Source organism: Marivita cryptomonadis (assembly GCF_002115725.1).
Lineage (GTDB): Bacteria > Pseudomonadota > Alphaproteobacteria > Rhodobacterales > Rhodobacteraceae > Marivita > Marivita cryptomonadis.
This window is the reverse complement of record NZ_JFKD01000026.1, coordinates 14,798-35,181: the sequence shown is the minus strand read 5'-3', so window position 1 is coordinate 35,181 and position 20,384 is coordinate 14,798. Positions and strand designations below refer to the sequence as shown.

Annotated in this window: 15 protein-coding genes; 9 read left to right on the top strand and 6 right to left on the bottom strand. The window is 58.1% G+C overall.

The window, feature by feature from the left end; genetic code table 11:
* The 3 genes from MCRY_RS19890 to MCRY_RS19880 form a co-directional block, all read right to left on the bottom strand.
* A partial coding sequence (locus MCRY_RS19890) for a trehalose-6-phosphate synthase (protein ID WP_176234534.1) occupies positions 1–846 on the bottom strand: 846 nt, incomplete at its 3' end.
* Positions 846–1,628 carry an HAD-IIB family hydrolase gene (locus tag MCRY_RS19885; protein ID WP_085633143.1) on the bottom strand — a complete coding sequence of 261 codons (783 nt, stop codon included), beginning with the start codon at positions 1,626–1,628 and terminating at the stop codon, positions 846–848. The genes MCRY_RS19890 and MCRY_RS19885, both read right to left, overlap by 1 nt.
* Positions 1,625–2,767 (bottom strand): NAD(P)H-dependent glycerol-3-phosphate dehydrogenase, encoded by a 1,143-nt coding sequence (locus tag MCRY_RS19880; RefSeq protein ID WP_085633141.1) that lies wholly within the window; start codon positions 2,765–2,767, stop codon positions 1,625–1,627. The genes MCRY_RS19885 and MCRY_RS19880 overlap by 4 nt, the downstream gene beginning before the upstream one ends.
* A gap of 152 nt (positions 2,768–2,919) precedes the next feature.
* Between MCRY_RS19880 and MCRY_RS19875 the strand changes: the two genes are divergently transcribed.
* On the top strand, positions 2,920–3,816 hold the full coding sequence (locus MCRY_RS19875) for a UTP--glucose-1-phosphate uridylyltransferase (RefSeq protein ID WP_085633139.1): 897 nt from the start codon (positions 2,920–2,922) through the stop codon (positions 3,814–3,816).
* Positions 3,817–3,896: 80 nt separating this feature from the next.
* The gene (locus tag MCRY_RS19870) at positions 3,897–4,889 is read left to right on the top strand and encodes an aldo/keto reductase (protein ID WP_085633137.1); all 993 of its coding nucleotides are present in this window, start codon (positions 3,897–3,899) and stop codon (positions 4,887–4,889) included.
* Positions 4,890–4,954: 65 nt separating this feature from the next.
* Here the strand turns inward: MCRY_RS19870 and MCRY_RS19865 are convergent, their stop codons facing one another.
* From MCRY_RS19865 to MCRY_RS19855, 3 genes are all read right to left on the bottom strand, one after another.
* On the bottom strand, positions 4,955–7,228 hold the full coding sequence (locus MCRY_RS19865; RefSeq protein ID WP_085633135.1) for a TRAP transporter permease: 2,274 nt from the start codon (positions 7,226–7,228) through the stop codon (positions 4,955–4,957).
* A gap of 150 nt (positions 7,229–7,378) precedes the next feature.
* On the bottom strand, positions 7,379–8,362 hold the full coding sequence (locus MCRY_RS19860; protein ID WP_085633149.1) for a TAXI family TRAP transporter solute-binding subunit: 984 nt from the start codon (positions 8,360–8,362) through the stop codon (positions 7,379–7,381).
* Between the two features lie 181 nt (positions 8,363–8,543).
* The gene (locus MCRY_RS19855) at positions 8,544–9,455 is read right to left on the bottom strand and encodes a LysR family transcriptional regulator (protein WP_085633133.1); all 912 of its coding nucleotides are present in this window, start codon (positions 9,453–9,455) and stop codon (positions 8,544–8,546) included.
* Between the two features lie 131 nt (positions 9,456–9,586).
* Here MCRY_RS19855 and MCRY_RS19850 point away from each other — a divergent pair, with 131 nt between their 5' ends.
* The 7 genes from MCRY_RS19850 (at position 9,587) to MCRY_RS19820 (ending at position 20,316) form a co-directional block, all read left to right on the top strand.
* On the top strand, positions 9,587–10,660 hold the full coding sequence (locus MCRY_RS19850) for a tartrate dehydrogenase (RefSeq protein WP_085633131.1): 1,074 nt from the start codon (positions 9,587–9,589) through the stop codon (positions 10,658–10,660).
* A 108-nt stretch (positions 10,661–10,768) separates the two neighbouring features.
* Positions 10,769–11,848, top strand: a complete 1,080-nt coding sequence (locus MCRY_RS19845; protein WP_085633129.1) for a tartrate dehydrogenase — start codon at positions 10,769–10,771, stop codon at positions 11,846–11,848.
* 2 nt (positions 11,849–11,850) lie between these two features.
* On the top strand, positions 11,851–12,741 hold the full coding sequence (locus MCRY_RS19840; RefSeq protein WP_085633127.1) for an alpha/beta fold hydrolase: 891 nt from the start codon (positions 11,851–11,853) through the stop codon (positions 12,739–12,741).
* A 139-nt stretch (positions 12,742–12,880) separates the two neighbouring features.
* Positions 12,881–14,005 (top strand): efflux RND transporter periplasmic adaptor subunit, encoded by a 1,125-nt coding sequence (locus MCRY_RS19835; protein WP_085633125.1) that lies wholly within the window; start codon positions 12,881–12,883, stop codon positions 14,003–14,005.
* Positions 14,006–14,008: 3 nt separating this feature from the next.
* The gene (locus tag MCRY_RS19830) at positions 14,009–17,179 is read left to right on the top strand and encodes an efflux RND transporter permease subunit (protein WP_085633123.1); all 3,171 of its coding nucleotides are present in this window, start codon (positions 14,009–14,011) and stop codon (positions 17,177–17,179) included.
* Between the two features lie 52 nt (positions 17,180–17,231).
* Positions 17,232–18,986, top strand: a complete 1,755-nt coding sequence (locus MCRY_RS19825) for a sensor histidine kinase (protein WP_085633121.1) — start codon at positions 17,232–17,234, stop codon at positions 18,984–18,986.
* Complete coding sequence (locus MCRY_RS19820) at positions 18,979–20,316, top strand: sigma-54-dependent transcriptional regulator (protein WP_085633119.1); 1,338 nt, start codon at positions 18,979–18,981, stop codon at positions 20,314–20,316. Before MCRY_RS19825 ends, MCRY_RS19820 begins: the two co-directional genes overlap by 8 nt.
* Positions 20,317–20,384 lie beyond the last annotated feature (68 nt).

The following is a 20,384-nucleotide window of genomic DNA, read 5'->3' as shown; positions in this document are numbered from 1 at the left end:
TGCGCGCTGTGCCGTGGCATCCACGCGGGCGCGGGTCTGAATGTAGTCCACATCGACCCCGACTGGCGCAACGCTTAGGTGCACGTCACGATTGAGACCTCCAAGGATGGCAGGTACTTTCCGTTCAGTCAGAGCCGTTCCTTCCGCAATCAGGTCGTCTGGCACCTTGTCCCGCTTGGTGATTTCCACATCCATAAGACTTTGGACAACCGCAGCGAAATTGGTGGCATATCGTGGTATGTGAAAGCCGACGCTGTCACACGCCATCAAACTTTCCACAATTTCTTTGCGCCATGGCAAGACATTGAACATGTCCGGTGCGGGGAATGGCGTGTGGTGGAAAAAGGCGATCTTCACGTCGGGGCGCATCTGGCGCAGGTATCCGGGTACAAGCCACAGGTTGTAATCATGTACCCAGACCAATGCACCCTGTGCAGCCTCGGCAGCTGCTGCTTCTGCGAAACGCCAATTCACTTCGCGGAAATTTGGCCAGTCCACCGGGTCATAGTTGTAGCGATCCTTGAAGCTATGCAGGATCGGCCAGAACGCCTCTTTCGATGTGACGTGATAGAACTCGTGAACCTGCTTCTGCGTCAGCGGCAGCCGCGAGACCGAGTAGCTGCCGAAGCTGTCCTCGACCTCGATCTGTCGGTCCCAGCCGGGGTTATTGGCGTCGTCTGCCAACTTCCACGCGACCCATGCACCGTGTTCGACCTTGCCGAAAAAGCTCTTCAGCGTTGGTACGATCCCGTTCGGGCTCTTGTTTTCACGCAGAACGGTTTTCCCGTTCTCTTCGACTTCTTCATACGGTTGGCGGTGGTAGACGATCACAAGATCGGAGGACATCAATAACTCCCTGGAGTTGGATGAAGGTCAAAGGCCGCAATGGCCTCAAGAATGCCCGCTGCACCGATTGCGCGAGCGCGATGAATTTTAGGGCTTTCGGGGAGTGCATCGTAAAGTGCGACTTCGGACCCGCCCACGGCAACTGCGTAAAGGTCGGCTGTCAGCATGGAGATGTCGTTCAAAGTATCTCCAGCTGTGAGGATCCGATCCTCTGGAATGCCAAGCACCTTGATTAAGCGACGCAAGGTTGGGCCTTTGGAAACGCCTTTTGGGAGAACGTCGACAAACCGGTTGTCCGAGATCAGCACATCCACATCAAGTGCCCGAATGGGCTCCATCTCTGACGCATCAAAACCATCAGGCGAAATGTGATAACTCAGGCGATGCCGGAACGGTGTGTCTTGAAGCGTCAATCCGTTGATCTGTTCCATCAAGGCTTGCACGGGACCTGCCTTGCCTTGCCATGCCTGTGCGATCGGCTCTTCAAGCTGCGTATCTGGCAAGACGATGCCCGGCGCATGGACCCGTGCAATCGTGGTGCCCACATCGGCAATCACGTAATCTGGCATCGGGATGCCATAGGTGTCACAGTGTTCCTGAATGAATTCGGGATGTCGGCCCGTCACAAAGATCAGGCCGACACTATCCCGGTTATCTTCGATTAGATTGTAGAGCGTTTCCCGCGACTGAGCAGAGCCACCAAGAAACGTGCCGTCGAGGTCGGTGGCCAGAACAAAGGGCTTGTCGCCAATCGCTTTTTGGATCGGTGTATGCAAACTCATCTTGGTCTCTCTTCAACTGTACAGATTTCCGCAAGCGCGGTCGGATGCGCGAATGTCAGTGACATGGCGCGCGGTTCGGATTCGATGGGTTCAGACCAAAGCCGGGCAAAGCTTTCTGTGATGGGCTGATCGTCGTGAAGGATTCCGCGAACTGTTTCGCAGATCGGCATCGGAACGTAGAGTTTCCGCGCCAAATCCGTGACGGAGATCGCGTTTGCTTCGCCTTCCACAACAGTGGGCTTGCCGCCGAAACAATCGGAACGAACGCTCCCTTGGCCGAGTTGAACACCCAGCGACATGTTTCGCGACGTCGTGCTTGAACAGGTCAGCGTCAGATCGCCGATCCCGGACAGCCCCGTGACCGTTTCACGCCGCCCGCCCAATGCTTCCGCCAGAGCTTTCATCTCGTCCAACCCTCGGGCGATCAGTGCGGCCCGTGTGTTTTCGGCAAACCCGGCACCGCGCATCATGCCACAGGCAATGGCGATCACATTCTTGACGGCGCCACCTATTTCTACGCCTACAAGATCATCCGACAAATACGTGCGAAACGCCGGCGTCGCGAGAGTGACCGCCATTCGAGCCGCTGCGCTGTTCTCGGGATCGAGCCGGTCCGCTTGATCGAAAGAAAACGCCAGTGTCGCAGCTGAGGGGTGACCGGCTGCCAGTTCCTTGGCAAAGGTTGGGCCTGACAACGCACCGACAGTATGGCCAGGCAATTCGTCCTCGATGATCTGAGACATAAGCAATCCTGACCCGGCCTCGATGCCTTTTGCGCAGACCGTGATCGGGATACCCGGAGGCAGGACGGCTCGCATCTCGCGGGCTGTTTGGCGAAGAGCGTGCGACGGGACGACCAACATTACGGCATCGGCATCGCGGAGAACCGTCAAAAGATCATCCGAGGCGGTGATAGAAGCCGCCAGCTGGACGCCGGGTAGATACTCTGCGTTTTGCGATGTCTCATTGATCAGACGCGCAATTTCTGGACGGCGGCTCCATAATGAAACCTGTGTGCCGTCTTGAGCTGCGACATGCGCCAAAGCTGTTCCGTAAGCACCCGCACCAATTACGGCGAGGCGACGATACGGGTGCGCAGAACGGGGAAGCGACTCCCCGGTCAATTGATCAAATTTCATTCGAAAGCCCCATTGAAAATATCTTTATGCAATCTCAACGCAGCTCGACCGCGCCCGGTTCCGTGCAACTGCAGAGAAAATGCTGCAAGCGCGAAACTTTCTACGCTGCAATGCGTTACTCCCGATATATTAGACAATTGAGGATTCAGAACATGACCCGTCACGTGCGCACTGCGATCTTTCCTGTTGCCGGCCTTGGTACACGCTTTCTGCCTGCCACCAAGGCAACGCCGAAGGAACTGCTGCCGGTGCTCGACACGCCTCTGATCCAGTACGCCGTTGACGAAGCACGCGACGCTGCGATTGAACGCATGATCTTTGTCAGCCACCCCTCCAAAACCGCTATAGAGCGGCACGTTATGGAGGATGCCCGCCTCACACGCGAGCTGCGCGCGCGCGGCAAAGAGGATGTCGCCGAAGCCCTGACTGAAGCGGCGTTCTGCCCGATCGAAGACGATGTGCGCTTCGTCATGCAACCTGAACCCAAGGGCTTGGGCCATGCGGTTCTGTGTGCCAAGGATAATGTTCTCGACGGGCCCGTCGCGGTCATATTGCCTGACGACCTGATCCTCGGATCCATAGGATGCCTTACCGAAATGGCAGATGCCTACGCCAAAAGCAAAACCGGTCATCTGGTCGCAACGATGGAAGTGCCCGAAGACCAAGTGCACAAATACGGTGTGCTGTCCGTCACAGGCAAAGACGGTGCAATCGTTACAGCCGATGGCATGGTCGAAAAGCCCGCCGCCGAAGACGCGCCATCACGGCAAGCCGTGGTTGGTCGATACATCCTCGACGCCTCGATCTTTGATGCGCTGGAAACGCAAAAACCGGGTGCAGGCGGAGAAATTCAACTAACGGATGCGATTGCCCGCGGTGCATTCGACCTTGGTCTTGGAGGCTTTCAATTCTCGGGTGCCCGGTTCGACTGTGGGTCCAAGGCAGGGATGCTCGAAGCGACCTTGGAACTCGCGACGCGCGATCCTGAATGTCTTGCCGTGCTCAAGGCACGCGGGCTTGTTGAACCGGCATCCGCCGTTGCTGCCTGACAAGGGGTTCCCCTTTCCTCAACGCCGTGATGTTATCTCTGCGCGAGTTACGTCGCTGGGCAACACGGTGGAGAAAGTCCTTGAAAAAAAGACGTTTGCTTAAGTCCGGAAAGATGGTTTCGGAAATCGGGTTCGGCTGCATGAGTTTTGGCGGTTTCTACGGGGCCACTGATGAAGCCGAGTCTCACGCTGCGCTTGGCGCTGCGCTTGACCTTGGGATGGACCTGTTGGACACCGCGAATGTCTATGGGATGGGCATTTCTGAAACCGTGATCGGGACGTTCCTCAAGGGCGACGCTTCCAAGTTCACCATCGCGACCAAGGCTGGCATCTGGCGCGACAAGGAACATGGCAATCGCGGCTTCAACAACAAACCCGACTATCTGCGCGCAGAGTTGGAAGGGTCGCTGAAGCGTCTGGGACTCGACCACGTTGATCTGTTCTATGTGCACCGGCGGGACCGCGACATCGAGATTGAAGATGTCATGCAAACACTTCTGGCGCTGAAGGCAGAGGGCAAGATCGGTGGCATCGGGTTTTCGGAAATCTCTCCCGCATCCCTGCGTCGTGCGGCTGCGGTTGGGCCTGTTGACGTGGTTCAAAGCGAGTATTCGCTTTGGTCACGTCAGCCAGACCTAGGCATGTTGCAAACCTGCAAAGAGCTTGATGTCGCCTTGGTGGCCTATTCGCCCTTGGCGCGGGGGATGGTGTCAAGCGTGACGCCCGATCCAACGACGTTTCTCGACAAGGATTTCCGCAAGAACAACCCCCGGTTTCTGGAGCCGAATTTTGGCTTCAATCTTCCGTTTGCACAGGCGTTCAAGGCCTATGCCGAAGATAACGGAACAACGGCCACCGCCCTTGCTTTGGCGTGGTGCCTTGCCCGTGCGGACCACATTATTCCGATCCCCGGCACACGGTCGCCGGATCACTTGGCGGAATGTGCATCAGCAACTTCCCTGATCCTGACGCCTCACATGATGGCCGAGATTGACAGCATCTTGCCCGTAGGCTGGGCGCATGGGGACAGATACTCCCAAGCGCAATGGAACGGCCCTGAAGGTTACTGCTGACTACAGCAGCGCGTATGAAAAAGGCCGGGAACATGCCCGGCCTTTTCTATTTCGGAGTGCTTTGATTAATCCGCGCCGCGCACCGGAATGCTGGCATCGGGTTTCGGATGCAGGAATTTCTGCACAAAATAAGCACCGGCCGCGATCCCGAGGCCGATCAGGTCGGTGATCAATCCTCCTTCGATCATGAAGAGCGCCGCACAGATCAAGGCAACTCGCAAGAACCACGCCGACCGCCCGCCAAGGAACCAGCCCTGCACACCTGAACTGAGCAGGAAAACACCAACCGTGGCGGTCACCCCAGCTCGGATGACTTCGACCCATGTGCCATCCATCAGGATCGCGCTGTTGTAGAAGAACATGTACGGCACGATGAAAGCCGCGATGCCGATCTTGAACGAAGCCACCGACGTCTCCATCGGGTTTGCGCCCGAAATGCCCGCTGCCGCGTAGCTTGCCAGCGCCACGGGCGGTGTGATCGCTGACAGAACCGCGAAGTAGAACACAAAGAAATGCGCGGTCAGCGTCGGGATACCCAGCTGCACAAGGCCCGGTGCAACGACGGATGCGGCAACGGCATATGCGGCCGTGGTCGGCATGCCCATACCAAGAAGGATCGCGATGCACATGGCAAAGAAGAGCGCCAAAAGTTGGCTTACCCCGGCGAGGTCCAGAAGCACAGCCGAGAAGCGTGCACCGACGCCAGTCAAGCTGATAACTCCAACAATGATACCCGCGCAGGCACAAACCGCGATGATCTGGATCGACATGATCCCCGCCAGCTCGAACGCCTTGAGGATGGAGCGAAGCCCCATCCGGTGCGGCGTGAACCACGACACAACCGCGGCTGCAACAGTTGCCAATGTGCCAGCCCGGATCACAGAATAGCCCATGAACAAGGCTGCGATCAGAATGATGATCGGGATGAACAGATAGACTTGGCGGACAAGCTTATTGAACTTGGGAAGCTCGTCCTCGCGCATACCGCGCATGCCCAGTTTTGCCGCTTCGAAGTCGACCATAAAGTAGACCGACACGAAATACAGGATCGCCGGGATGATCGCAGCGATGGCGATTTCGGTGTAGGGAATGCCTGTTATTTCGGCCATGATGAACGCGCCTGCGCCCATGATGGGCGGCATGATCTGCCCGCCGGTAGATGCGGCCGCCTCGACCGCGCCAGCGGTTTTCTTGTGGTAGCCCACACGTTTCATCAGCGGAATGGTCAGCGATCCAGTGGCCACCACGTTGCCCGCCGATGTACCGTTGATCATGCCCATCAGACCCGAGGCAAAGATCGCCACCTTCGCTGGGCCACCGCGTGCGCGGCCTGCCGTTGCGAAGGCGAAGTTCACGAAGTAATCGCCCACCTTTGAGGCCTGCAGGAAGGCGGCAAAGATGATGAAGAGAATGATGTAGGTCGACGACACCGCCGTTGTCGGCCCGAGGATGCCGGCATCCGAATAGACATGGCCAAAGAAGCGTTGCCAGCTATAGGCGCTCTGCACGGCCAGAATGCCCGGCAAAAGGTGCGCCACAAAGGTATAGAGCAGGAAAATACCCGTAATGATTACCAGCGCCAGACCAGCAACGCGGCGCGTCAGTTCCAGGATCAAGGCGGATCCGGCAGTCGCGGCGAACGCCACGCCAATCGGCACAAACGGCGTGCCAACCGCATTGCGCGCGGCGGTGCCGTAAATGGCGATCAGGTAGATTGCGATCACGATGGCACAGATCGCCAGAACGACATCCGAGGAGGCAAAGACTTCGCGCTCGCGGCGTTCGACCCAACCGGTCACGATGGCGCCGAAGGTGGCAATCAGCAGCGGAGTGCCAAACCACCAGACCTCGCTTGCGTAAATCTCGGTTCCGGGAAACGCGGCCCATGTGGTCAACCCGCCCATTTGCGGCAAGGTGCCCGAGTTGATCATCGTGTGATAGCCCGATGCCGTGAACCCAGAGATCAGTGCCGGAATGGCCAGGACCAAGGCTACAATCGAAAGCAGGCGGGTTTGCTTTTGCGGGGTGTCATCATCGGCAAAGGTATGTGCCGAGAACAGCAAGAACCCCAAGGCCAGAGCGCCGGAAATGTGAACGATCCGGAAATTCCATGTCTCCAGCGGAAATTGTGGAAGCATCGGTATTTCGATCCCGGTCCAATCCGAAATGGAAACCCCGTTCAGCGCGATCATGTGGAAAGCGGCATAAATCGTCGAAAGACCGGCCATCACGAGATAGGCGCGCCCCGAGAACAGGCGCCGGTTGCTCTCGATGGGCTCTTCATCCACGCCTTCCGCGAGAATGAGGTCGTCGGCCTGCTGGCTCTTGGTATCGGTCATCGTGTCCTCCCCGGGTGATGGCCTCGGTGATCTTAACGTTGCCTTTGCAAGACCATCATTGAAACAAAACCGCGCCCGCAGATGGGGCGCGGTTCCGATTTTCCTGATTTTACGAACAATAACGCATCATTGCTCGCAAATCATATAACATCATCCACCGTGGATCATGTCTGCACCGATTGAGGCGCCCGCATTTTCGGTGAACCAACGTGCCGCACCGGGGTGCCACTTCATGACGGTGTTGCGATCCCAGAACTCCGGCAGAGTCGAGGTTGCCGCGCGGTGCGTGTTCACCATCCGCTCATTGTCGGACATGACCGCATTCACGACTTCATAGACAAAGGTTTCCGGCAGATCACAGTTTGCGATGGCGAAGTTCCACATCGAGACCGAGCGCGCCGGGGCTTCGAGTGTGGTATAGGCATCCGCCGAGATGTCGAAATTCGCAACCGGGAAGGCTGCCGTGATCTTGGCCTGCTCTTCTTCAGTGAATTCGATGATGTTGATCGCAGTCTGAACCTCAAGCTGCGACACAGCCGGAACCGGAACTCCTGCTGCAAAGGCGATCACGTCCAGCAGACCATCCTGAAGCTGACCACCAAGGTCGGACCAGCCGCCGTTGCGACGCTCGAAGTCGACGCCAAGTTCTTCCATCATCCGCGGGAAGTAGGTGTCAGATGTCGAACCTGCAGGGCCAAAGCCAATGCGCGCACCTGCCGGAATGTCGGCGACCGAAGTGATGCCGGACGACGAAAGCGCCGTGACCGAGAACGGTGTTTGATACATTGGGAACATTGCGCAGGCGTTGTTCATAGGCAGACCCGGAGCGATCGGGTTCGAACCAGCGATGGATTCCGCTGCCGGACCCATTGTGGTCATGCCGAAGGGCAGATCGCCAGTGTGCACTAGCGCCATATTCTGCATCGGACCACCAGTCACTTCGGCACCGCCGGACACGCCCAGAACTTCGGACACGATCCCGGCCCAGCCGGAGCCGTAGCCGAAATAGGTGCCGCCCTGCGATCCTGTACCAACGGTAAAGCTTTCGGGCCAACCTGTCCGGTCCTGAGCGACGGACATGGTTGCCGAGAAGGCAGCGACCACAACGGCCCCTGTCAAAGCAGTAAATTTCATTGTTTTCCTCCACTGTTTGCGTTCTTCGGGCGCAGTTTTGATATTGCGACCCATAGCGGCATGATCCGCGACGCATGACATAACGCTACAGGCAAGGAATTCACAAATTCAAGGTAAAAGACCTGAACTTGGGGTGTCTAGATTATTCAATTATTTTGAACAATCGGTGAATCTCTATGTTTCACGCGGTTTCAGCCAAAGCTGACAGGCGATCTTTCAACACGTTCAGAAATGCGTCGCGTGCCGGATGGCGGGCGTCTCGGACCCAAACGGCGGACACGGCCAAACGGTTTCGGGCGGTGTCGGGCAATTCAAGCGACACAAAGGTCACGCCGCCGACTGCCAGACGCGATGCCCATCGTGGAACGATGGCAAGGCCAACGCCCGTGCTCACCAAGCTGACGATTGTCTGCTTTTCCTCAGCAATTTGCGCCACGCGCGCGGTCAAGCCAGCTTCGAGAAAAAGCTTCATCGTCAGATCATGGCTATGTGGCCGTGAATTGCGCTCCGGAACGATCAATGGCGCGTCGGCCATCTCCTGTACCGTTACGGTCTTCCGCTTCGCCAATGGATGGCTTTCTGGCACCGCCACCACGGCAGTTTCATAGAACAGGTGTTGGTAGAAAAGCCGCGCATCTCGGACTTCGGGAGGTCGCACAATCGCTATGTCCAAACGACCGGACAAAAGTCGCGGCAAAAGACGGATGGTCTTCTGTTCCAAAAGCTCAACGTCGATGTCGGAATGCAATTCTCGGAAATGAGGCAGAAGTTGCGGCATCAGGCCAACCGCAGCGCTGTCGATCGCTCCTATCCGCAGGATTGATGCCTGATCCTGCCGGTTCTCGCGAAACGACACCTCGAGCCGATCTGCCTGTTCGACAATGTCCCGGGCCGCGTCGACAAAGCTACGACCAGACTCGGTCAGAGACACGCTGCGGGTCGTTCTGACCAGCAGACGTGTACCCAAACTCTCCTCCAGCAACTTGATCTGACGGCCCAAAGAGGCGGGCAGCATGTTGAGGTTCTGCGCCGCCCGGCCAAAGTGAAGCGTGTCCGCGACGGCAATTAGGCATCTCAGCTGTCGAAGTTCCATACGGTGACCATTATTTCAATTATTTATATGATCTCTGGCGCGTTGTGTTGACCCGGTCAAGTTGCGATTGTCGCGCCAACTTGGCCAGAGCGACCACGCCTTCCGGCCGGACCACCTATCAGGAGAAAATAATGCGGACCTACAAGATTGCTGCCATTCCTGCCGATGGCATTGGACCAGAGGTGATCGAGGCGGGCAGCGAGGTCCTGTCGGTTCTCGCACAGCGCGCCGGAGATGTGCGTTTTGAAATGACCTCGTTTGATTGGGGGTCTGACTACTACAAGAAGACCGGCGTGATGATGCCGGAAGACGGTCTGGAACAACTCAAACCGTTCGATGCGATCTATTTCGGGGCGGTTGGTGCGCCTGATGTACCGGATCACATTACGCTGTGGGGGCTGCGCCTACCGATCTGCCAGGGCTTTGACCAATACGCTAACGTGCGCCCGACCAAGATCATTCCGGGTGTAACCTCGCCTCTTCGCGGGGTTGAAGTCGGCGACCTGGATTGGGTGATCGTGCGTGAGAATTCCGAAGGCGAATACTCAGGGCATGGCGGTCGAGCGCACAAAGGCATGCCCGAAGAGGTGGGTACAGAAGTGTCGATCTTCACCCGTGTCGGTGTGACACGCATCATGCGCTATGCGTTCAAACTGGCTCAATCACGCCCGCGCAAGTTCCTGACCGTGGTCACAAAGTCCAATGCACAGCGGTTCGGTATGGTCATGTGGGACGAGATCGCGGCAGAGGTCGCACAAGAGTTCCCGGACGTGACGTGGGACAAGATGCTGGTTGATGCGATGACCGTTCGCATGGTCAAGAACCCGCAGTCATTGGACACAATCGTGGCGACCAACCTGCACGCAGACATCCTGTCTGATTTGGCGGGTGCGCTGGCTGGATCTTTGGGTGTTGCCCCGACCGCCAATATCGACCCTGAACGCCGATTCCCGTCGATGTTCGAGCCAATCCACGGGTCTGCATTTGACATCACGGGCAAAGGGATTGCCAACCCGGTCGCCACGTTCTGGACCGCCAGTCAAATGCTCGACCACCTTGGGGAAACGGAGGCGTCTGAGCGTTTGATGCGTGCTGTCGAAAAAGTCTGCGCCGAAGGTATCCTCACTCCTGATGTGGGGGGGGGCGCGACCACAAAGGAAGTGACCGAAGCTGTCTGTGAAGCCATTCGTGGCGAAAACATCTGACAAAACCAGGGTCCGAGGTCATCGGGACTTGGCCCGGACCTCGGGCCTTTTATACTACCGCTGTGCGGCAAAGCTTGCGCCGCCTCCTCTCAGAAGGTGATCTGCCCCGTGCCCCAAAACAGCTACAAGATTGCGGTTATCCCCGGCGATGGGATCGGCAAGGAAACAACGCCTGAGGGCGTTCGGGTTTTGCAGGCGGCGCAGCGCCGCTTCGATCTTGGGTTTGATTTCGAGGAACATGCGTTCTCGAGCGCTGACTACTACGTCAAGCACGGAGAGATGATGCCACCGGACTGGAAAGACCAGCTTTCTGGAAGCGACGCGATTTTCTTTGGTGCCGTGGGATGGCCAGAGGTCGTGCCAGATCACATCTCGCTTTGGGGGTCTTTGATCCAGTTTCGACGCGAATTCGATCAATATGTCAGCCTGCGCCCGGCTCGTGCAATGCCGGGTGTGCCTTTGCCTTTGGCGGGTCGTCAGCCGGGTGATATCGACATGATGATCGTGCGCGAAAATACCGAAGGCGAATATTCGTCCATTGGCGGCCGCATGTTTCCCGGTACAGAGCGGGAGGTTGTGATTCAGGAAACGGTGATGAGCCGGATCGGTGTGGACCGTATTCTAAAATACGCTTTCGACCTTGCGCAAACACGCAGCGGTCACCTGACATCAGCCACCAAGTCGAATGGCATCTCGATAACCATGCCTTACTGGGATGAGCGTGTCGAAGAAATGGCGGTGCGTTACCCGGATGTGAAGGTCGATAAATTTCACATCGATATTCTGACAGCGCAGTTCGTTCTGCATCCGGACTGGTTCGATGTAGTTGTTGCGTCGAACCTGTTTGGTGACATCCTTTCAGACCTTGGCCCTGCTTGCACCGGAACCATTGGGATTGCGCCCTCGGGCAACATCAACCCGGAACGCCGGTTTCCATCGCTCTTCGAGCCGGTCCACGGGTCGGCCCCTGACATTGCCGGCAAAGGCATTGCCAACCCGGTCGGTCAGATTTGGGCGGCGTCGATGATGCTCGACCATCTGGGTCAGACCGAAGCGGCGGCAGCCATTGTGCGGGCGATCGAAACAGTTCTGGCCGAAGACGCGCTGCGCACCGCCGATCTTGGTGGCAAAGCTGATACAGTCACCTGCGCTACCGCAATTGCCGACGCCCTTCTGGACGGTGTCTGAGGGTGACCGCATCGCGCTTTCTGGATGGGTTCACACTGCGCGATGAGACCGTCAACGGCGTGCGTATTCATTTTGCAGTGGCTGGCGTTGGCCCGCCCGTGCTGTTGCTGCACGGTCATCCCCAAACGCACATCGTTTGGCGCAAGATTGCACCTGATCTGGTCAAGGCTGGGTATTCGGTTGTTGCTTCGGATTTACGCGGCTATGGCGACAGCGAAAAGGTGGAAAGCCACGCGCCACACCTGCCTTACGCGAAGCGCGAGATGGCGAAAGATCAGGTGGCCCTCATGCGGATGCTGGGCCATGACCGCTTTGCGCTGGTCGGACATGATCGTGGCGGGCGCGTTGCGCATCGCATGGCGCTGGATCACCCCGACGCGGTGGACCGTTTGATTGTTCTCGACATCGCACCGACCCTGACCATGTACGAGCAAACCAATCAGGATTTCGCCACACGCTACTTCTGGTGGTTCTTCCTGATCCAGCCAGAGGATTTGCCGGAACGCATGATCGGGCAGGATCCGGAATATTTCCTACGTCGTCACATCAACGGGCAGGTCAAGACGCCCGGAGCAGTGAACGAAGACGCCATGGCAGAATACCTGCGAAGCTATCGTGATCCGGCCACTGTGCACGCCATCTGTGAAGACTACCGCGCTGCAGCAACAATCGACCTTGTCCATGACCGTGCCGATGCAGACCGGCTGATTGATGCTCCTTTGTTGGCGATCTGGGGCGACAAGGGCGTGGTCGGTAAGCTCTATGACGTCACACAAACATGGAAAGACAAGGCGCGACACGTCCGTGGACGCGGTTTTCCATGTGGGCACGCGATCCCCGAAGAAGCGCCGGACGCCCTGCTTTCCGAAGTGATCGACTTTCTGGCCACCTGACAAAACGACAGGCATCGCAGTCAAAAAGCGCAAAAATCGCGCGACCTGACCATGTCCGGATCTTGAGAACCTGCTTTTCCCGAAATATGCGCTAGCTTCTGCGATGCGGCATGGTGCCGATGCGAAAAGGAGAAGTGCAATGCACGTTCTTGCCCGGTTAGCCTTGGTTTGTGCACTCGTCGTTGGTCCGGCAACCGCCATGGCGCAGGGTCGCCCCGCCGGTGTGAGCACAGCCGTTGTCACAACCAGTACGATGGCTGAAACGGTAGCGGTTTTCGGCGAAGTTGTTGCGGGGCGCGAAAGCGCGGTTGCTGCGCGTGTGGGCGGAGTTGCGCAGGATGTTCCGATCCGGATCGGAGATATCGTGTCTGAGGGAGATATTCTGGCGCGGCTCGACACCGAGCTATTGCAGATCGAACTGGCACAAGCCGAAGCGCAGATCGCGATTGCGCAGGCCGGTATCTCGGTGTCCGAAGCGCGTCTGGGTCGTGCGGAAAAAGCGTTCCGCCGCGCAGAGACCTTGCGGCAGAATTCGACCATTGCAGAAGCGCAACTGGAAGAGCGCGCCAGCGACTTTGCCGAAGCACGCGGTGCGCAGCAAGAGGCGCTTGCACGTATCCAAGCCTCGCAGAATGCTTTGGAGCAGGCGCGATATCGTCTGGACAACGCTGTGGTCCGCGCGCCCTTTGACGCGGTTATTCTCGATGTCACAACCGAGGTTGGTCAGTTTATCGCTTCCGGCAGCCAAGTTGCGACGCTGATCGACACCAGTGCGCTTGAAATCGAAGCGAATGTTCCTGCGCGTTTTGTGTCCGCCCTGCGTATGGATCAGCCACTGACGGCCACCACCGACATTGGGGATACGGTGACCCTGACACTCCGCGCCATTTTGCCAACAGAGTTCGCCGCAACGCGCACCCGTCCGGTACGATTTGATGTTCAAGACAGCGATGTGCCCATCGCTGTTGGTCAGACTGTGACTCTGGATGTGCCAGTCAGCTCTCCGCGCGAGGTGCTTGTCGTGCCCAAGGATGCTTTGGTTCAGGCGCAGGGCGGGTGGAGCGTGTTTGTGAACGAGGACGGCAAAGCGATGTCCCGCACCGTCGAGATCGGAGCGGCGCTGAACAATGCATTCGAAGTGCTGTCCGGTCTGGCAGAAGGGGACGAGGTCGTCGTTCGCGGCAATGAACGTTTGCGTCCCGGCCAAGAGATCGCGCCTGCTGGCCCGCCGCAAGCTGCTGCGCAATCCGGGAGCAATGGGTAAGCCATGGACCTGATACGCGCATCCATCGAACGTCCAATCGCTGTGATGGCCGTGGTCATCATGGCTGTCCTTTTCGGCGCTTTGGCGCTGAGCCGTATTCCCGTGCAATTGGCCCCGGACGTCCGCAAGCCGGTTGTTGTTGTCGAGACAACATGGCCCGGTGCGGCCCCGGTAGAGATCGAACGCGAGATCATCAACCCCCAGGAAGATGCGTTCCGCGGTCTTGAGGGGCTAGAGATCATGACCAGTCGCGCCCGCACGGGTCAGGCGTCGGTCACGCTTGAATTTGCCATCGGGTCGGACATGGGCGACATCCTTTTGCTTGTGTCGAACCGTCTTGACCGCGTTGGCGGCTATCCAAGCGAGGCTGGAGAGCCGACGCTGAACACCTCCGGGTCTGATGACAGCCCGATTGCATGGATTATGGTCAAGGCAGAGGAGGGCAACACCCGCCCGCTTCCCAGCTACGGCGATTTTGTCGAAGATGTCGTGAAGGAACGGCTTGAGCGTGTGAACGGCGTGTCCACCGTCAACGTGTTCGGGGGTGTCTCGCGGGAACTGCAGATCGTGATCCGACCCGAGGAACTCGCCCGGTTGGGTCTTACGATCCCTGCAGTTGTTCAGCGCCTGCGCGCCGAGAACATCAGTATTTCTGCCGGTGACGTAGAAGAAGGCAAGCGCCGCTATACTGTGCGTGCCGATGGCAATCTGAATACCATAGAGGCGATCAACAGCGTTGTTCTTCGCAGTCAAAGCCTTGGCACCAATGGTGCGCTGGGCCGCGTGCGTGTGGGCGACGTAGCGGATGTGAGCTTTGCCTATAAGGAAAACACCGCACGTCTTCGGTTTCGGGGGGAACCGGCACTGGCGGTCAACATCGTGCGCGAACAGGGCGCAAATGTGATTTCGACCATGGAAGAGGTCAAAGCAGTTATCGCAGAGCTTGAGGCGGGACCGGTTGCGACCAACGGCTTGACGCTTGAACAGGTCTATGACGAGACGATCTATATCGAAGGCGCGATTGATCTGGTCACGCAGAACATCTGGATCGGTGGTTTGCTTGCCGCGGCAGTGTTGCTGATCTTCCTGCGCAGCCCAAGGGCCACACTGGTTATCAGCATGGCGATCCCGGTATCCATCGTGGCGACGTTCGTGGCGATGGCGGTTACAGGGCGCACGCTGAACGTGATCTCTCTGGCGGGCATCGCGTTTGCGGTCGGCATGATCGTCGATGCGGCGATCGTCGTTCTGGAAAACATCTTCCGATTGCGGGAAGAAGGAAAATCCCGGCGCGAGGCTGCTTATATTGGGGCCAAGCAGGTCTGGGGTGCAATCCTTGTGTCGGCCCTGACAACGGTCATGGTGTTTATCCCTATTCTCGTGATGCAGCTCGAGGCTGGGCAGTTGTTCCGCGACATTGCGGTGGCCATCTCTGTGTCTGTTCTGCTGTCGCTGGTGGTGGCGGTCACGGTCATTCCAGCCTTGTCGAGCCGACTGCTCAAAGCTGGGGAGACCAAGAAGCTGGGGCTTCCCGGCATCGACCATTTCGGACGCGGGTTCACTTGGCTTATCATGAAATACGTACGGTTCACGGTGCGCTTCCGTACGGCCGGGCTTGTCATGGTGGCCGCCATCGGAACGGGTGCCGCCGTCGCTGCATGGACGTTTTTGCCCAAGCTGGAATACCTCCCCGAGGGAAACCGTAATTTGGTGTTCGGTTTGATCATCCCACCGCCCGGGTACAATCTTGAAACCACGGAAACAATCGCCCAGCGCATCGAAGCGGTTGCACAACCGATGTGGGATGCGGCCCCTGCGACTGAAACGGAAGCCGGGCAACCGGCGCTGGAATCGTTCTTCTTTGTTGCCACCCCCGGCAACAGTTTCGTTGGCGCGGCAGCGGTCGATGGCAGCCGTGTGGCCGAGGTCATTCCGATCCTGTCACAACCGATTTTCGCGGAGCCGGGAACTTTCGGGTTCATGACCCAACCGTCGCTGTTCGGGCGTGGTGTGGGGGGTGGCCGGACCATCGAATTGAACATCTCGGGGGACGAGCTTGAAGATATCCTGCGGGTAGCCGGTCAGGCAGCGGGCACCATCGGGCAGCTTTTGCCACGGTCCGAGGGGCACCAGTTCCGGCCCATTCCCGGCCTTGAATTGGGTGCACCCGAAGTGCGCTTGATCCCGGACCGTGTGCGTCTGGCAGATGCAGGTCTGACCACGCAAGATCTGGCTGCTACCGTGGATGCGTTCAACGACGGGCTGCGGGTGGCCGAAATCAATGTGGGCAATCGGCGACTTGACCTGACCCTCAAAGGGGACACCACGATCCTTAGCGGATTGCGCACGCAGGATGTCGGTAATTTTCCCGTAGTGACTCCGACAGGTCGCATCGTGCCGGTGTCCGAGTTGGCAGAGGTGCGTGTGACGGCAGGGCCAACCGAAATCCGGCACCTTGAACGCTTGCGCACAATCACGCTTGAGGTGCGCCCGTCCGATGCGCTGCCATTGGAAGCGGCGGTGGAGTTGCTCGAGACAGAAGTGATCGCGGTTCTCGAGGAGCAGGGGCTGCCACCGGGAGTACGAATGTCGGTTTCGGGGACAGCAGATCAGCTTTCGCAAACATGGAACGCCATCCAGATCAACCTCGCGGTTGCAATGGTGATCGTTTTCCTCGTCATGGCGGTTCTGTTCGAATCCTTTGTCTTGCCACTGGTGGTGATGATTTCGGTTCCGGTTGCCGCTGCTGGTGGCGTTGGCGGGCTTGCGGTTCTGAACATCGTGGGCACCCAACCGTTGGACATGCTGACGCTTCTTGGCTTTGTGATCCTTGTCGGGATCGTGGTGAACAACGCGATCCTGATCGTGCACCAGTCGCTGTATCATCTGCGTGAGGAAGGTATGTCGCCGGTGGATGCCATCGAAGAGGCAACGCGCAACCGGATCAGGCCGATTTTCATGTCAACGCTGACATCCGTTTGCGGGATGCTGCCGCTGGTTCTGTTTCCCGGAGCTGGGTCGGAGCTTTATCGCGGATTGGGGGCCGTGGTTGTTGGTGGTCTCGCAATGTCCGCGTTCCTGACACTGCTGACCGTTCCGCCGCTTCTGCGTCTGGTGCTGTCGGCGCGTCCCGCTGAGGCGGATGCCGGGCCTGAACCTATCGCCGCGGAATAGACGGGCCATTTATCGCTGACTTTGTCGGTCATCCTTGGATATAGGTCGAAGGATGACCGACACGCTGAGCAAACCACCGACATATACAGCAGACCCGGCACCGCAGCGGGCTTTCTATATCTTTGCGGCTGTGTTCGGCCTCTGCGCGGTCGCGATTGCCAGTTATTTTGCTTTGGCGGCTTACTTCCTGCGCACCGAAGCCGCGCAGACGCCCGAGCGTGCGCAGTTCTTTGCATCATCCATCGATGATGCGCTGACCCGGCTCGAGCATTTGCCTTACGTCCTGTCGATCGACGAAAGCACGCTGGGGGCGCTGGTCTCTGGCAATACCGATGAGATGAACCCGATTCTTGCCGATATTGCCGAACGCGCGGGGGCCGAATTTGTCTATGTTCTTGATCTGAACGGCAAGACGGTGGCGTCTTCGAACTATAGGGACACCGACAGCCTTGTCGGGAACTATTACACCTTCCGTCCCTATTTCCGCGATGCCGTCGCGGGTGGGGCGGGCCGGTTCTATGCGGTAGGGGTCACCACCGGGCGACCTGGGTACTTCATTGCCGAACCTGTCCGCGATGCCGAGGGAACAATCCACGGTGTTGTCACAGTCAAGATCGGCTTTAATGATTTAAGCCGAGCGCTTTCTGGCAATGGGGAGTTGGTGCTGGTTGCGGATGAACAGGGGGTCGTTCTGGCCAGTTCCGATCCGGACCTGATCTACGGATACATGTCACCTTTATCGGACGGAAATCGGCGGACTCTCGAAGAACAGCAGCAATTCGGAAACGAGACGCTTTTTCCGCTTGATTGGGTGCCAGAGAGTGAACGTCGCGCGCGGCTGTATGGGACGGCTTATGTCTGGACCAAGGCCAATCTGGAAGAAGAGAACTGGTCGCTGCATCTGTTGTCTGAGGTGCGCAATTCGCGGCGGCAGGCGTTGCTTTATGTCGCTGGTGGATTGATGACGCTGTTGCTGCTGACCGTTGCTGCGTCGGTCTATCGCGCTGCACAATTGCGAAACGCGCTGGCGATTTCCAACGCGGATCGACAGCGTCTGACCCGAGAGATCGAAGAGCGGCGCATCGCAGAGAAAAAGCTGGAATCCGCGCGAACCGAACTGGCGCAGAAAGAGCAGCTTGCTGCATTGGGCCAATTGTCGGCGTCGATCACACACGAGTTGGGGCAGCCGATTTCGGCGATGCGCAATTATCTTGTCGCGGAAGAAATCGCGGCGAATGCGGGGCCGAATGAATTGTGGCCCCGTCTGTCCGGGCTTTTGGACCGAATGCAGAGGATCGTCGACCAGTTGCGATTGTTCGGGCGGACATCGGTTTCGGCCACCACCATTTTCACAGTACAGGATACGGTGCATGCTGCGGTGCAGTTGGTTCAACACACGGCGCGAGATGCAGGCACGGATATCATTCTGGAGTTGCCTGAAGGTGCTGTCGCGGTCCGGGGCCGGCCCGAACGGTTCGAACAGGTGATTGTCAATCTGCTGCGCAACGCGATCGATGCGACGCAAGGTATGGACGCGGCGGAAGTGCGGCTTGCTATGCACCAAGACACTGACTCCGTCGTGCTTTCAGTTGCGGACAACGGGTCCGGGTTGGGTGATCTGAACATAGATGATCTGAGCAAGCCGTTCTTCAGCACCAAGCCATCTGGCAAGGGTATGGGGCTAGGGCTTGCGATTTCCGGCCAGATCATCAACGAAATGCACGGAGCGCTGAATGCGCGCAATGCTGCACATCGTGGAGCTGTGTTCGAGATCACACTTCCCAAGACCGGGAGCGCCGATGCCTGATCAATACCGTGTTCTGATTGTCGATGACGATGCTGAAATGCGCCAATCCTTGGCTGTTCTGCTTGACCGATCCGGCTGGGATGTCGACGCGGTCGGCACGGCGCAAACGGCACTGTCACGGTTGGACGGAACGGCGCCAGATGTTGTTCTGTCGGATGTCCGGATGCCGGGCATGTCGGGTCTTGAGCTTCTTGCCGAAATGGCAAAGCGACCGTCGCCGCCGTTGGTTCTGATTTCGGCGCATGGCGACATTCCGATGGCTGTGGATGCGATCCAGACCGGAGCGTATTCTTTTCTTGAAAAACCGTTCGAGCCGCGCCGCCTTTTGACGGTCCTCAAACACGCAGCCGAACAGCATCGGCTGTCGGACATGACAAAGCGGATGCGGGAACAGTTGGTTTCTTTGTCCGGGTTGGATCGCGTGTTGCTGGGCAGCGATTTGCGGGTGGCCCAACTCAAGGCCGAGGCCATTGATCTGGCGTTGTCTGACGCAGCTGTCCTGATCACCGGCGAGACCGGGACGGGCAAGGAGCTGGTCGCACGAGCGCTGCACCGATTGGGACCGCGTCGGGATAAGGAATTCGTTGCACTGAACTGTGCCTCGCTAGCGCCTGATCGTGTCGAAGAGCAAATGTTCGGGACCGCAGATACCCTGCTGGGCAGCTTCCGTAAGGCGGATGGAGGAACGCTGTTCCTCGACGAAGTCGCGGCGTGTCCCAATGCGGTTCAGATCAAGTTGCTGCGGGCGCTCGAAACTGGAGTGATCCAACCGGTCGGAACCGATCAGGAGGTTCAGACCGATGTTCGGATCGTTGCAGCGACCAACGAAGACCTGTCACCTATGGTCGAAGCCGGTGCGTTCCGAGCGGATTTTCTTTACCGGCTCAATACCTTTGAACTGCGTCTTCCGCGCCTTATTGACCGGGGTGAAGACATCGTGATGCTGTACGAGCATTTCGTAGATCAGTTTTGTGAAACCTACGAGATCAGCCCCATCGAAATGACGGCAGAGGATGCGGCAGCACTGCTTGCTCATTCCTGGCCGGGCAATGTGCGGGAATTGCGTCATGTCGCCGAGCGACGCGTTCTTGCCGCGCGGCGTGGTGGTGGGTCGGTTGCCGAGGCGCTGCGCACCGACGACCTGGTAGACGATGTGCCTGCGACCCTTCGAGAGGCCGTGGCCCGGTTCGAGAAAACGCTGATCTCGCAGGCGATCTCGAACCATGGGGGGCGGATGGATGCTGTGGCAGAAGCGCTGGGCATTGGGCGGCGGACACTGAACGAGAAAATCGTGAAGCTTGGCCTCGAGAAATCCAAGCTCCTCGATTGAGCCCTGCGGATTTCCGCAAGGGGTGTTTTCGCTAACCTGCGGATTGATTCCTACCAGAACGCGATTCT